Annotated in this window: 16 protein-coding genes and 1 pseudogene; all 17 read left to right on the top strand. The window is 65.0% G+C overall.

Annotated features, from left to right (window positions below; genetic code table 11):
* On the top strand, positions 1-841 hold an 841-nt coding region (locus JHD07_RS16560; RefSeq protein WP_291624032.1), incomplete at its 5' end, for an EscU/YscU/HrcU family type III secretion system export apparatus switch protein.
* A gap of 85 nt (positions 842-926) precedes the next feature.
* On the top strand, positions 927-1,307 hold the full coding sequence (gene flgB / locus JHD07_RS16555) for a flagellar basal body rod protein FlgB (protein WP_291624030.1): 381 nt from the start codon (positions 927-929) through the stop codon (positions 1,305-1,307).
* Positions 1,308-1,318: 11 nt separating this feature from the next.
* A complete protein-coding gene (gene flgC / locus JHD07_RS16550; protein ID WP_291624028.1) occupies positions 1,319-1,735 on the top strand; it encodes a flagellar basal body rod protein FlgC in 417 nt (138 codons plus the stop codon).
* A gap of 2 nt (positions 1,736-1,737) precedes the next feature.
* Positions 1,738-2,067 (top strand): flagellar hook-basal body complex protein FliE, encoded by a 330-nt coding sequence (locus JHD07_RS16545; RefSeq protein WP_291624026.1) that lies wholly within the window; start codon positions 1,738-1,740, stop codon positions 2,065-2,067.
* A gap of 19 nt (positions 2,068-2,086) precedes the next feature.
* Positions 2,087-2,875, top strand: coding sequence for a flagellar basal-body rod protein FlgG (gene flgG, locus JHD07_RS16540; RefSeq protein WP_035670189.1), 789 nt, complete (start codon positions 2,087-2,089; stop codon positions 2,873-2,875).
* A 13-nt stretch (positions 2,876-2,888) separates the two neighbouring features.
* Positions 2,889-3,365, top strand: coding sequence for a flagellar basal body P-ring formation chaperone FlgA (flgA, locus tag JHD07_RS16535; RefSeq protein ID WP_291624021.1), 477 nt, complete (start codon positions 2,889-2,891; stop codon positions 3,363-3,365).
* On the top strand, positions 3,362-4,492 hold the full coding sequence (flgI, locus tag JHD07_RS16530; protein ID WP_291624019.1) for a flagellar basal body P-ring protein FlgI: 1,131 nt from the start codon (positions 3,362-3,364) through the stop codon (positions 4,490-4,492). The genes flgA and flgI overlap by 4 nt, the downstream gene beginning before the upstream one ends.
* A gap of 67 nt (positions 4,493-4,559) precedes the next feature.
* On the top strand, positions 4,560-5,318 hold the full coding sequence (locus tag JHD07_RS16525) for a MotE family protein (protein WP_291624017.1): 759 nt from the start codon (positions 4,560-4,562) through the stop codon (positions 5,316-5,318).
* Entirely contained in the window at positions 5,319-6,026 is a 708-nt protein-coding gene (gene flgH, locus JHD07_RS16520) for a flagellar basal body L-ring protein FlgH (RefSeq protein WP_291624015.1), read from the top strand.
* A 42-nt stretch (positions 6,027-6,068) separates the two neighbouring features.
* Positions 6,069-6,512, top strand: coding sequence for a flagellar basal body-associated FliL family protein (locus JHD07_RS16515; protein WP_366864633.1), 444 nt, complete (start codon positions 6,069-6,071; stop codon positions 6,510-6,512).
* Positions 6,509-7,249, top strand: coding sequence for a flagellar type III secretion system pore protein FliP (gene fliP, locus JHD07_RS16510; protein ID WP_291624011.1), 741 nt, complete (start codon positions 6,509-6,511; stop codon positions 7,247-7,249). Before JHD07_RS16515 ends, fliP begins: the two co-directional genes overlap by 4 nt.
* A 266-nt stretch (positions 7,250-7,515) precedes the next feature.
* Positions 7,516-8,424, top strand: a complete 909-nt coding sequence (locus JHD07_RS16505) for a flagellin (protein WP_291624009.1) — start codon at positions 7,516-7,518, stop codon at positions 8,422-8,424.
* A 270-nt stretch (positions 8,425-8,694) separates the two neighbouring features.
* Entirely contained in the window at positions 8,695-9,609 is a 915-nt protein-coding gene (locus tag JHD07_RS16500; RefSeq protein ID WP_291624007.1) for a flagellin, read from the top strand.
* Positions 9,610-9,907: 298 nt separating this feature from the next.
* Positions 9,908-11,533 (top strand): flagellar basal-body MS-ring/collar protein FliF, encoded by a 1,626-nt coding sequence (gene fliF / locus JHD07_RS16495; RefSeq protein WP_291624005.1) that lies wholly within the window; start codon positions 9,908-9,910, stop codon positions 11,531-11,533.
* Positions 11,530-12,231 (top strand): hypothetical protein, encoded by a 702-nt coding sequence (locus JHD07_RS16490; protein ID WP_291624003.1) that lies wholly within the window; start codon positions 11,530-11,532, stop codon positions 12,229-12,231. Before fliF ends, JHD07_RS16490 begins: the two co-directional genes overlap by 4 nt.
* A 6-nt stretch (positions 12,232-12,237) precedes the next feature.
* Positions 12,238-13,548 (top strand): MotB family protein, encoded by a 1,311-nt coding sequence (locus JHD07_RS16485; RefSeq protein ID WP_291624002.1) that lies wholly within the window; start codon positions 12,238-12,240, stop codon positions 13,546-13,548.
* Positions 13,545-14,167, top strand: a pseudogene (locus tag JHD07_RS16480) (chemotaxis protein); the annotation flags it as partial. The gene JHD07_RS16485 and the pseudogene JHD07_RS16480, both read left to right, overlap by 4 nt.

The raw sequence follows: 14,167 nt of genomic DNA, 5'->3' as shown, positions 1-14,167 counted from the left end.
CCTGCTCGCCGTGATCGGCCTCCAGGCCTTGCGGTTCCTGGTGCCGCTGCTCGTCATCCTGGTGGCGTTCGGCCTCGCCGCCTCGCTGCTGCAGAACGCGCCGCGCCTCGTGCTCGAACGCATCAAGCCGGAATTGTCGCGAATCTCTGTGGTCAGCGGCTGGAAGCGGTTGTTCGGAACGCAAGGGCTGATCGAGTTCGCCAAGTCGCTGTTCAAGCTCACCGCGGTGACCGCCGTCGTCGCTTTCGTGCTGCGCGCGTCCGAAGCGAGGGCTTTCGAGGCAATGTACACCGATCCGGTCGCGCTGCCGGAGATGATCCTCAGCATTGCGATGCGGATCGTCTCGGCGATCTGCATCGCCACCATCGTCCTGGTTGCGGTCGATCTCGCCTGGGCGCGCTTCCACTGGCGGCGCGAGCTGCGCATGACGAAGCAGGAGATCAAGGACGAGCACAAGCAGGCCGAGGGCGATCCGCTGATCAAGGCGCGGCTGCGCTCGCTGGCGCGCGACCGCTCGCGGCAGCGGATGATCGCCTCGGCCTCGCGCGCGACGCTGGTGATCGCGAACCCCACCCACTTCGCGATCGCGCTGCGCTACAACCGAGAGGAAAATCCCGCGCCGCTCGTGGTGGCCAAGGGCATGGACGTGATCGCGCTGAAAATCCGCGAGGTCGCCGAGAAGAACCGGATTCCGGTGATCGAGAACAAGGCGCTGGCGCGCGCACTCTACGAGGCGGTCCAGGTCGATCAGGTGATTCCGGCGGAATTCTTCCGTCCCGTCGCCGAGATCATCTACTTCCTGCAGTCGAAGCAGGCGCGGCGGACCGAGAACGCGCAGTAGATTTCCGAGGATGACGTCCGGACCAACAGCTTGACGAAAGCTTAACGCCCTAGGCTCCTCCCGAACGGATCAGAATGGGGCTGTCGTGGGACCGCTTTACCTCTTCGAACTCGCATCGTCGCAGGCGCGGTACCTCGAACTGCGCCAATCGACCATCGCCACCAACGTGGCGAACGCAAACACGCCGGGCTTTCGTGCGCGCGACGTCGAGCCCTTCGACAAGGTGCTCGACGGCACGCCGGTCAGGCTCGCGACGACGTCGCCATCCCACCTGCAATTGTCCGCGGTCGAGACCGATACGCGGGCGACCGCGAAGAAGGACAGCTGGGAAGTGGTTCACTCCGGCAATTCCGTCAGCCTCGAGCAGGAAATGATCAAGGGCAGCGATGTCAATCGCGATTATTCGATGAACGCTGCGATCGTGCGGTCGTTTCACCGCATGGTCCTGTCGAGCGCAAAGGGCTGAGGTGAATTGACATGCTGGACTCACTGAGCGCTTCCCTGACTGTCGCGAGCTCCGGGCTCGAAGCGCAGTCGACGCGCATGCGCATCGTCTCGGAGAATCTCGCGAATGCCACGTCCTCGGGGCGCACGGCCGGCGCAGATCCGTATCAGCGCAAGACCATCACCTTCGATGCCGCGATGGATCGCGCCTCGGGCACGCAGCTGGCGAAGGTCAAGGAGATCGGGGTCGACACAACGCCCTACCGCGTCGAGTACGATCCGGGGCATCCTGCTGCCGACAAGGCCGGCTACGTCAAGCTGCCGAACGTCAACATGATGATCGAGATGGCCGACATGCGGGAAGTCAACCGATCCTATGAAGCCAATCTCCAGGTCGTGAAACAGGTGAGGTCGATGCTCGGCATGACCATCGACCTTCTGAGGAGCTGACAATGATCGAAGCGATTTCATCCACCGCGATTTCCGCCGGCCAGGCGACGACTCGCGCGACCGAGACGCAGGCCGTCTCGCCCGCCGCGGCCACCGCGATCCAGTCGAGTGACGAGGTCGGATTCGAGGCGGTGATGAAGCAGGTGACGAGCGACGCGATCGGGACGTTGAAGGCAGGCGAGGCCGCCTCGATCTCCGCGATGCAGGGCAAGGAATCGACCCGCCGCGTCGTGGAGGCGCTGATGTCGGCCGAGCAGGCCCTGCAGACGGCGGTCGCGGTGCGCGACAAGGTCGTGCAGGCCTACCAGGAAGTCGTCCGGATGTCGATCTGATCGGAAGGAATGAAATAAAGTGAAATCGCTCGCCATCGCGGCCACGGGCATGAACGCCCAGCAGACCAACATCGAAGTCATCGCGAACAATATCGCCAACATCAATTCGACTTCTTACAAGCGGGCGCGGGCCGAGTTCACCGACTTGTTCTACCAGATGGACCGCATGCAGGGCGTCGCCAATGTCAACGGCTCCTCGCCGATTCCGGAAGGCGCCAATCTCGGTCTCGGCGTCAAGTCGGCTGCGATCCGCAAGCTGCACATCCAGGGCGCGTTGACGCAGACCGGCAATCCCTACGACCTCGCGATCAACGGCCGCGGCTGGTTTCAGGTGCTCGGCCCGAACAACGAGGTGCAATACACCCGCGCGGGCTCGTTCAACACCAATGCCAACGCCCAACTCGTCACGATCGATGGCTATCTCCTCGATCCCGCGATCACGGTGCCGCAGGGGACGGTCGAGGTCACGGTCAACGCCACCGGCCAGGTGTTTGCCAAGCTGGATACGGAGGTCAACCCGCGCCAGATCGGCCAGCTCAACCTCGCCAATTTCGCCAACGAGGCAGGCCTGGAGCCGCTCGGCGGAAATCTCTACCGCGAGACCACGGCATCCGGCACGCCGGTCGTCGGTCTGCCCGGCGATGCCGGCTACGGCAAGATCAACCAGAAATGGCTCGAAGCCTCGAACGTCGACCCGGTCAAGGAGATCACCGAATTGATCTCGGCGCAGCGTGCCTACGAAATGAATGCCAAGGTCATCCAGGCCTCGGATGAAATGGCCCAGACCGTCTCGAAGGGCATGCGCTAGTCCTGGTGTCTCGATGTTGAACAGAGTGGGCCTGATCATGCGCGGGGTGGCCGCCGCGCTGCTGGTCTTCGTCGCGGCGCGCGGCGCAGCGGCCGAGGAGAAGCGGCTTCCCGTGCCGGCCGTCTCGATCCGCGCCGGCGAGCTGATCCGGGAGGAGATGATCACCGAGCGCGCCTTCGCGCCGAGCCTGCTCGGCGTGGCCATGTTCATCGAGGGGCGCCAGGTCCTGGTCGGCCGCATGGCGCGACGCGCGCTGTTTCCAGGCCAGCCCATTCCGACCAATGCGGTCGAGGACCCCTGGACCGTCGCGCGCGGCGCCACGGTCAAGGTCGTTGTCGAGGACAGCGGCCTGTCCATCGTCACCTACGGCTCGGCGATGCAATCGGGCGCCTCGGGCGCCCTGATTCCGGTGCGCAATACGGACACCGGGGTGATCATCAAGGGCGTCGTCCAGCCGGACGGCACCGTCAAGGTCGTGGACGGGTCATGATCAGATTTTTGCTCGCGCTCGTCCTGCTCCTGTCGGCCGCCAGCGCCGAGGCCGCCGTCCGCGTCAAGGATATCGCGGACATCAAGGGCCTGCGGGAAAACCAGATCGTGGGTTACGGCCTCGTCATCGGCCTGAACGGCACGGGCGACACGCTTCGCAACGCTCCCTTCACCGAACAGTCCCTGCAATCGATGCTCGAGAACATGGGCATCAACGTCAGGAACGAGACCACGAGCACCAACAACCCCCCGCGTCCGACGACACTGCGCACGCGCAACGTCGCGGCCGTGATGGTGACCGCGGACCTGTCGCCTTCGATCGGGCCGGGCGAACGCATGGATGTCACCGTGTCCTCGCTCGGCGATGCGACCTCGCTGCTCGGCGGCACGCTGGTGATGACGTCGCTGCGCGCCGCGGACGGCGCCGTCTATGCGGTGGCGCAGGGCGCCATCACAGTCGCCGGCTACAGCGTCGGAGGCCAAGCGCAAAACGTCAGCCAGGGTACGCCGACGGCCGGGCGCATTCCCAACGGTGCGCTGGTCGAGCGCGAGGTGCACGGAAGCCTCCATGAGATGGAGTTCCTGGTGCTGCAGTTGAAGAACCCGGACTTCGTCACCGCGACGCGCATCCTCGATGCCATCAACCGGTATGCCGGTGGTCGTTATCGCGCGCAGATCGCCTTCGAGCGCGACTTCCGCACCATCGTGCTGTCGAAGCCCCGCCATATCGGCCCGGTCCGGTTCCTTGCGGAGATCGGCGAATTGGTCGTCGAGCCGGACACGCCGGCACGGGTCGTGATCAACGAGCGCACCGGCACGGTCGTCATCGGCCGCGACGTGCGGATATCGACCGTTGCGGTGACCCACGGCAATCTGACGGTCCGCGTCACGGAGATGCCGGTCGTCTCCCAGCCGGCGCCGTTCTCGCGAGGACAGACGGTGGTCGTGCCGCAGACCGTGGTCGAAGCCAACGAGGCGGGATCGCAGGTGGCGATCCTGAACGGGGTCGATCTCCAGCGCCTAGTGCGCGGGCTGAATCAGATCGGCCTGAAGCCGTCGGGAATCATCGCGATCCTCCAGGCGATCAAGACGGCAGGCGCGCTCCAGGCCGATGTCATCGTGCAATGATGCGCAAGCGCCGTGCAAGCTTGGTCGCTCAATGCTCAGGTCTGAAGCGAGAATCGCACACGGCCCGATGCTGAAGCTGGAACACAGAGCCAAACTCCTCCTGCTGGCCGCAGCTTTGGTGCTCGCGAGCGCCTCGCCTGGGCTTGCGCTGGAGGAAGCCAAGTCGTCGAAGCCGCTGAACCTGCTCTCCTTCGCCCGCGCGCGCGCCCCTGGATCGCAGAAGCCGCAATCGCCGGCGCCGCCGATGCCAGCCGACAATACTTTGGTCCGGGCGACGGCATGGGCGGCCGAAGAGTCAGCACCCGCCGTCACCGGTGCGGTGCCGGGTCCGGAGACGCCGACACCCGCGCCGATACGTCCGGCCAAGCCCGGCAGCGTCACGGCGCCGCCGAAGTCCGCGCCGCCGCAGGCCGCGCCGGCCCCGGACAATGAAATCGCCCTGTTCTGCAGCAACGTCGGCGATGCCGCGGTCGATGCAAGGCTGGCCTGGCAGCTCAAGGAGCTGGAAAAGGCCGAGAGTCTGCTGCGCGAGCGCATCGCCGAAGTCGAGGCCAAGCGCGCCGAATACGAGAAGTGGATGGCGCTGCGCGACGACTTCCTGAAGAAGGCCGAAGCGAGCGTGATCGAAATCTATTCGCGCATGAAGCCCGAAGCTGCGGCGACGCAGATCGCCGGCATGAGCGACGAGACCGCTGCCGCCGTGCTCGCCAAGCTCAGCCCGCGGAGCTCTAGCGCGATCTTCAACGAGATGGACACGGCACGCGCGGCGCATCTCGCCGACCTGCTCGGCGGCATGCGTCGCGTGGACGACGGAAAGACCAGATAGATGAACAAGCCGAGCCTCATCCTTTCACTCTTCGCGGCATCCGTGTTCCTGGCCGGATGCTACCATGATCCGGCCGAAGTCCTGATCGGTCCGCAGATGTCGCCCGTCGGCAGCGGCCTGCGGATGCAGGCCGATCCGATCCCGGTGACGCCGCGCATGCGCACGCCCGTCAGCTATCGCTCGACCTGGGACGACGGCACCGATCTCTACCGCGATCCGCGCGCCCGCCGCACTGGCGACGTCGTGACGGTGATCATCTCGATGCAGGACAAGGCCAAGCTCGACAACAAGACCGGCCGTTCGCGCGATTCGCAGGTCAAGTTCGGGCTCGACTGGCTGATGGACATCGCCGGATGGAACGACACGGGCCAGGCCAATGCCAATCTCAGTACCAACACCCAGATCAAGGGTAACGGCCAGATCGACCGCACCGAGGACATCAGACTGTCGATCGCGGCCGTCGTCACCGACGTGCTGCCGAACGGCAACATGATGATCAGCGGTTCGCAGGAGTTTCGCGTCAACACGGAGATGCGCGTGCTCAAGGTCGGCGGCATCGTGCGTCCGCGCGACATCTCGCGGACCAACACCATCTCCTACGACAAGATCGCCGAAGCGCGCGTGTCCTATGGCGGGCGCGGGAATCTGTCGGACGTGCAGCAGCCTGGATGGGGACACCGGATCTATGACGCCGTGGCACCGTTCTGAGGCACGAGCCGGCCGGATCTCGCCGCGATGGCAGGGGGCGCCATGCGCCTGATCGCCGCCATCCTCGCGCTGACCCTGATCGCGATCGGCGCGGGCGCCGTTGCCGGTCTGCATCTGATCGCGACCGCCGAGCGCGTCGCCGACGCGAAGAAGGGCGCCGCGGCGCCGCCCATCGCCTCGAGTTACGCCGGCAGCGCGCGACTCAGGAAACTCTCACCGATCGTGACCAATCTCGCCGCGCCCGCCAACAACTGGGCGCGCATCGAAGCCTCCATGGTGACCGACAGCATGAGCGACGAGGACGCCGGCATTCTGGCCGCCCATATCAGCGAAGACATCGTGACTTATCTGCGGTCGGCGACGGTCGCGCAGTTCGAGGGATCGCGCGGGCTCCAGCATCTGCGTGACGATCTGACCGAGCGCGCCAACATCCGCTCGTCGGGCAAGGTCCGCGAATTGATCATCGAGACGCTGGTGATCCAGTGAGAGTGAAAGTCCTGCTGCTCGCGCTGGCTCTGGCCGTGCTGCCCGAAGCGGCGCTGGCCCAGATCCCGGACCTGAATTCCCTGCTGCCGCCGGGAAACGGTTCGACCAGCGGCCGGATCATCCAGCTGATGGCGCTGATCACGGTGCTGTCGGTGGCGCCGGGGCTGCTCATCATGGTGACGAGCTTCACGCGATTTGCGGTGGCGTTGTCGTTCCTGCGCGCAGGGCTTGGCCTCCAGACCACGCCGGCCAATCTGGTCCTGATCAGCCTCGCGCTGTTCATGACCTTCTACGTGATGGCGCCGACCTTCGACCGGGCCTGGGAAACCGGCGTCCAGCCGCTGATGAAGAACGAGATCTCGGAAGAGGAGGCCTATCTGAAGATCACGGACCCGTTCCGCGAATTCATGCTGGCCCATGTCCGGGACAAGGATCTCCAGACTTTCGAATCGCTCGCCGCGGAGAGCTTCCGCAGGAAGTTCGACGACAAGAGGGTGGATCTGCGCGTCATCATTCCGGCCTTCATGATCTCCGAGCTCAGGCGCTCCTTCGAGATCGGATTCCTCATCATCCTGCCGTTCCTGGTGATCGACATGATCGTCGCGACGCTGACCATGTCGATGGGCATGATGATGATGCCGCCGACGATCCTCGCGTTGCCGTTCAAGATGCTGTTCTTCGTGCTGATCGACGGCTGGAATCTGCTCGCCTCCGGACTGGTGCGGTCGTTCTCGTGACAGTGGCGATCGCAGGCGCGGCGGGTATGGTTAAGCAATAAGCGCCGGATATGGTTAGCAGTCTGTAATAATTAACCATATGATTTTGCTACGGAATTTCGTCCTGTCTTAAGCTGGAGGCAAGATTCGGCGTGCTAGCAATGCGGTACGGCGGGTTGGACCCCACCCACACCAGTCCAAAGGCATGATGCCGCCCCTCCGTACCGGTGAAAGCCCGGTATGTCCCCTCGTGAAAATGTATCGCGTACAACAAAGGGACATTCGCAATGTCAAGCCTGCTTACGAACTCGACTGCCATGACCGCACTCCAGACCCTGCGGTCTGTGAGTTCGCAACTCTCGACCACGCAGAACCGGATTTCGACCGGCCAGCGCGTCGCCACCGCGTCGGACAACGCCGCCTACTGGTCGATCGCAACCTCGATGCGCTCCGATAACGCAGCGCTCTCCGCGGTCTCCGACTCGCTCGGCCTCTCCGCCGCGACCGTCGACACCGAATATACCGCCCTGACCTCGGTGATCGGCGACAAGGAATCCGGCCTGACCAAGCTCCAGGCGCTGCTGGTCGAAGCCAAGACCGCGGGTATCGACCGCACCAAGATCCAGGCCGACATCACCCAGATCCAGCAGGACATGAAGCTGAAGGCCAATTCGGCGACCTTCAACGGCATCAACTGGCTGAGCACCACGACCGGCACCACTCCGACGAGCTTCAGCCTGGTGTCGTCCTACTCGCGCGTCGGCGGCACGCCCACCATCGGCTCGATCACGGTGACGACGGCCAACTATACGCTCTACTCCACCACGCAGACCGGCATTCTGGACACCGTTGCCGCCAGTGCGTCGGTCGACACGATCAACATCTCCGCGCTGACCGACTCGGCCGCCGACCAGACCACGCTCGACGGTTACATCTCGAAGGTCACTGCGGCGATCAACTCAGTGGCCTCCGCCGCCGCCGATCTCGGTGCCGTCAAGAACCGCATCTCGACCAACACGAACTTCGTGAAGTCGCTGATGGACTCGGTTGACCGAGGTGTCGGCCAGCTCGTCGACGCCGACATGAACGCGGAGTCCACCCGTCTGGCCGCCCTGCAGGTGCAGCAGCAGCTCGGCGTGCAGGCGCTATCGATCGCCAACAACAGCAGCCAGAGCATCCTGTCGCTGTTCCGCTAAGACGGACATCATCGAAGCAAGGGCCGCGCTTCTCGCGAAGTGCGGCCCTTGTCGTTTGGCGTGCCGCGCGCCGCCGTTTCGGCTAGCCTGTTGCAGGCAGAGCACAGAGCCACAAGCTCCGCACAAGCCTCGCCCGCTAATCTCGCCGCTACGACAGGTTGGGCCTAGAACCCGCGTTTGCGGGCGCCCAAAGGCATGACGCCGCTCTGCCGTACCGGTGCAAGCCCGGTATGTCCCCTCATTCAAGACAATCTCCAAAGGGACATCAAAATGGGTTCTAGTCTTCTCACCAACTCCTCCGCCATGACCGCGCTCCAGACCCTGCGGTCTGTCAGCGCCCAACTCGCCACCACGCAGAACCGGATCTCCACCGGCCAGCGCGTCGCCACCGCGTCGGACAACGCCGCCTACTGGTCGATCGCAACCTCGATGCGCTCCGATAACGCAGCGCTCTCCGCGGTCTCCGACTCGCTCGGCCTCTCCGCCGCGACCGTCGACACCGAATATACCGCCCTGACCTCGGTGATCGGCGACAAGGAATCCGGCCTGACCAAGCTCCAGGCGCTGCTGGTCGAAGCCAAGACCGCGGGTATCGACCGCACCAAGATCCAGGCCGACATCACCCAGATCCAGCAGGACATGAAGCTGAAGGCCAATTCGGCCACCTTCAACGGCATCAACTGGCTGAGCACGACGACGGGTACCACCCCGACGAGCTTTAACCTCGTTTCGTCCTACTCGCGCGTCGGCGGCACCCCGACAATCGGGTCAATCACCATCACGACCGCCAACTACACGCTCTACTCCACCACGCAGACCGGTATTCTGGACACCGTGGCCGCCAGCGCCTCGGTCGACACGATCAACATCTCTGCGCTGACCGACTCGGCGGCCGACCAGACCACGCTCGATGGCTACATCTCGAAGGTCACCGCTGCGATCAACTCGGTGGCCTCGGCCGCTGCCGATCTCGGTGCGGTCAAGAACCGCATCTCGACCAACTCGGAGTTCGTCAAGACCCTGATGGACTCCGTGGATCGCGGTGTCGGCCAGCTCGTCGACGCCGACATGAACGCGGAATCGACCCGCCTCCAGGCGCTGCAGACCCAGCAGCAGCTCGGCGTGCAGGCGCTCTCGATCGCCAACCAGAACAGCCAGAGCATCCTGTCGTTGTTCCGCGGCTAAGCGGCGCTTTCGAAAACGACCGTGCTCCCTTCGGGAGCACGGTCTCCGCCGTGATCGGCGGGCGCGACGGCACGGGACGTGCCGGCACCCGAACCCGACGCCAGAGCACATAAGATGCGCCGCAGCCGATCGCACCAGGATGCGCCGGCGCGTCCGCATGCCCGATCGATCGCGTCACCCGAGCTCCTTGTAAAATTGCAACGCAGTACCTGCGAACCGATACACTCGTGTCCTCGCGCAACCTTCAGACAAGGTTGGCAGCCGACTGTCCTCACCGTTCGCATTGGTACGAGGTCATATGCTCAGTCGTGCGCAGGTACAGCAACTGCTCAACAATCTGCTGGAGCTTGGGCCGCGACGCCTGATGGCGTTGGGGCTGATCGGCTTTGCAGTCCTCGTCACCGTCGTCGGCGGCGCCTACTATCTCAGCCGGCCCGAGTTCGAAACGCTCTATACAGGCCTCACCCGCGAAGACGTGACACGCATCGGCGCGGCACTGCGCGAGCAGAACATCGCCTTCGACGTCAATTCCGCCGGCGATGCGGTTTCGGTGCGTCCGAGCCAGACCATGCAGGCGCGGATGCTGCTCGCCGAGAAGGGGTTGCCGGCCAGCGCCAATTCCGGCTACGAGCTGTTCGACAAGATCGGCTCGCTCGGTCTGACCTCGTTCATGCAGGAGGTCACCAAGCTGCGTGCGCTCGAGGGCGAGATCGCCCGCACCGTTCAGTTAATGAAGGGCGTGAAGGCGGCACGGGTCCATATCGTCCTGCCGGTGCGCGGCTCGTTTCGCGCGACGCAGCAGCCACCGTCGGCCTCGGTCGTCCTGCGCACAGACGGCGCGATCGAGGCACGCACGGCGCAGTCGATCCGGCATCTCGTCGCCGCCGCCATCCCAGGGATGAGCCGCGACAAGGTGACGGTGCTCGATGCCGACGGCTCGATGCTGCTCGCCGAAGAGGACGAGGCCAGCGCCGCTCCGACCAAAATGGCGAGCCTGCAGAAGACGGTCGGTGGTATGGTGCAGGAGAACATCCGTAAGGCGCTGACGCCGTATCTCGGCCTCGACAATTTCGAGGTGAGCGTCGCGCCGCAGTTGTCCACGGACAAGCGGCACACCAACGAGACGGTCTATGATCCCGAGAGCCGGGCCGAGCGGTCGGTGCGGGCCGTGCGAGAGAAGGAGTCTTCGCAGAACGCCGACCGTTCGACGCCGACCACGGTGCAGCAGAATCTGCCCGATCAGCAGGTGAATGCCGGGGGCGGCAAGAACTCCAGCGAGGACAAGACGCGCCGCGAGGACGTCACCAATTTTGAAGTCTCGTCCAAGACCACCACGACGGTGAGCGACGGCTATACGGTCAAGAAGCTGTTCATCGCCGTCCTGGTCAACCGTACGCGGCTGATCGCCGATCTCGGCGACAAGAGCAACCAGGCCATCGTCGACAGCAAGCTCGCCGAAATCAGTCAGCTGGCGGCGACCGCGGGCGGACTGGACAAGACGCGCGGTGATCAGATCCAGGTGACGGCGGTCGACTTCATCGAGGGTTCGCGTGAGCTGGCGCCGGTGCCGCCGATCAGCTTCGTCGAGATGATCAACAAGCAGCTCGGCAGCGTCATCAACGCAGTGACGATCCTGGCCGTCGCATCAATGCTGGTCTGGTTCGGGCTTCGGCCCGCGGTCAACGGAATTCTGACCCATCGCGCGCAGCAGGAGCAGGTCGAGGCGGCTGAGGCCGCCCAGCTCGAGGCCGCCGCAGCCCTTGCACTACCCGACAGCGAGGACGCCGAGCTCAACCTCGTCGAAGATCTCGAAGGCAAGATGCAGCGAACGCCGCAGAAGCGGCTGGAGCAGATCGTCCGGCTCGATCAGATGCAGGCGGCAGCGATCCTTAAGGACTGGATGCGACGCGAGGAGGCGGCATGAACGCGGCAATCGGAAAATTCCTGACGCAGTTCGACGCGAATGGACGGGTCAAGTCGCAGCCGCCTGCGTCGCCGAAAATCCAGGACGTGCTGACCAGGCCGAAGGAAGCCCGGCGCGAGCCGCAACCTCAACCACAGCCTCAGATCCAGGCGCCGCCGCAGCTTCAGGCCCCGCCATCTCCGGCCGCCGCGACGGAAGCTCCGCCGGCCAATCTCCTGGACGATGCCTATCGGCGCGGACATGCGGCCGGCCTCGCGGAAGGCGACGCCAAGCTGGCCGAGGAGCGCGTCCGCGGCGCGATCCGGCTCGGCGAGGAGCGGGCCAAATGGTCCGACCAGCAGGCGGTAACTCTCGTCAATGGCTTCGAGGGCGCCTGTCGCGAGATCGAGGCCAACATCGCCAGCTCCGTTGCGCGGATCCTGTTGCCGTTCCTCGGCGAGGCCGTGCGCGACAAGGCGATCGGATCATTGGTCGAGCAGATCTCTGCGCTGACCGGCAACTCGTCGGTGCCGGCGTTCAAGGTCACCGGCCCGAGCGAGTTGCTCGACCTCGTGAGGACGCAGCTCGAGGCATCCAGGCGAGCGGGCATCGTGTACGAGACGTCCGAGACTCTCGAAGTACGGGTCCTCGCTGACCAGACCGTGATCGAGACGCAGCTCTCGGCCTGGAGTGAACGGCTCAAGCAAGCGCGCCGGTAGCTCGCCATGGAAGAGGTCAAGCATGAGATCGTGATCGTCCGCCGCCGCAGCGCCTTCGCCGAGGAGGCACATCACGGCGGGGTCTGGAAGATCGCCTATGCGGACTTCATGACCGCGATGATGGCGTTCTTCCTGGTGATGTGGCTGCTCAACGCGCTCAACCAGGACCAGAAGCAGGTCGTCGCGAGCTATTTCAACCCGATCAAGCTTGCGGAGAACGCACCTGCTCCGAAGGGCCTCAAGGATCTCTCCCAGAAGGAGCCGGCGTCGTTCGAGGGCCAGGACGGCAAGCGTCAGCCGGCCGGGCCGAGCGAGGAACGCCGCGGCGACTCTCCGACGGCCGAGAAGCCGGCGTCCTACGAGGAGAAGGTCCTGTTCCGCGATCCCTATGCGACGCTCTCCGAGATCGCCAATAGCGCGAACCAGTCCACGGGTCAGCGGCGTGCCGGCGCTCTGACGTCCGCCGAAGAGGACGGCCTCAAGGGCGGCGACGCCTATCGTGACCCCTTCGATCCCGGCTATTGGAGACTGGCTCCGCAGGCGAAGGACGCCGATCGCTTCGTCGACAGCGAGCCGAAGCCGAATGCGTCTGCGCGCGACAGCGCGTCCGGTCTAGGACAGGCAGATGCGCAGCCGCGCCGCGGCAGGACGGATGATGCCGGCGGAAGCGTGGCGCCGAACGCAGAGAACTCATCGACGAGCCTGTCGCCCCTGCTGCCGCCGGGCCCTGCAGCGGCGCAATCCTCTCGAGAGGGCAGCGGCCAGGCTGGTGTCCAGGCCAATGCCGCCCCGCAGTCGCGTTCCGACGATACGGCCAAGGAGCCCGAAGCGCGCGATGCGTCGCAAACGCAGCAACCGACCCTCAAGCAGCTTCAGTCCGCGATAGCGGACGCGCTGTCGGACATCAAAGCGGGGGCGGGGCCGTCGGCCGAGGTGCGTCAGGTCGAGGAAGGGCTCCTGGTCAGCCTGACCGACGATGCGAGCTTCGGCATGTTCGCGGTCGGCTCGGCGGAGCCGCGTCCCGAGTTGATCCGCGTGATCGACAAGATCGGGCCGCTGCTGACCAGGCGCCAGGGCTTGATCATCGTGCGCGGCCATACCGACAATCGGCCGTATCGGTCCGACACCTACGACAATTGGCGGCTGTCGACGGCGCGTGCGCAGATGGCCTATTACATGCTGGTTCGCTCCGGCGTCGATGCGCGGCGGATCGAGCATATCGAAGGTTACGCCGACCGTCGGCCGAAGCTTCCGAACGACCCGGCGGCCGCCCAGAACCGCCGGATCGAGATCCTGATCCGGGAGAAGCGCCCTTGATCAGGCTGCTGCACCGCGGCGCCTTGCTGTTGCTGCTGCCGTTCATGGCGGCGAATGCGCTTGCTCAGCCTGCGCCCCAGGGCCGCGAACCCTACGAGCTCGTCCGCGCGTTGCAGGCGGTGCAGGACGGGATCGCCAATGGCGACACCGCCGCGCATGGCAGTCATATCACGCTGATCCGGCAGATCGGCGAGAAGTTCCTCGCTGCCGATCCCGCGGTGTGGAGCAAGCCGCAGAACGGCCAGGCCGTCGTCATCTACCTGCTCAGCGGCGGTGCGCCGCAGATCGTCCGCAAGCTGCCGCGCGACAAGATGAACGTCGACGAGCGGCTGCTCAACGGTGCGCTTGCCTATGTCGAGGGGCGGCAGGATGAAGCGCGGGAGCTGCTCAAGGACATCAAGCCGCGGACGATTGCTTCCGGTCTGGGCGGACAGGTCGCGCTGGTTCAGGGCGCGCTGTTCGCGCGCGCCGAGGCATCGTTCGCGATCGAGCGCCTCGACGATGCGCGCCTGCTGTTGCCTGGCACGCTGGTGGAGGAGGCGGCGTTGCGGCGCGAGATCCTGCTGGTGGGGCAGGCGGGGGATTTCGAGAAGTTCGAGTTCCTGACGCTGGCCTATAT

Source organism: Bradyrhizobium sp. (assembly GCF_016462955.1).
GTDB lineage: Bacteria > Pseudomonadota > Alphaproteobacteria > Rhizobiales > Xanthobacteraceae > Bradyrhizobium.
This window is presented reverse-complemented; position numbering and strand designations above follow the sequence as displayed.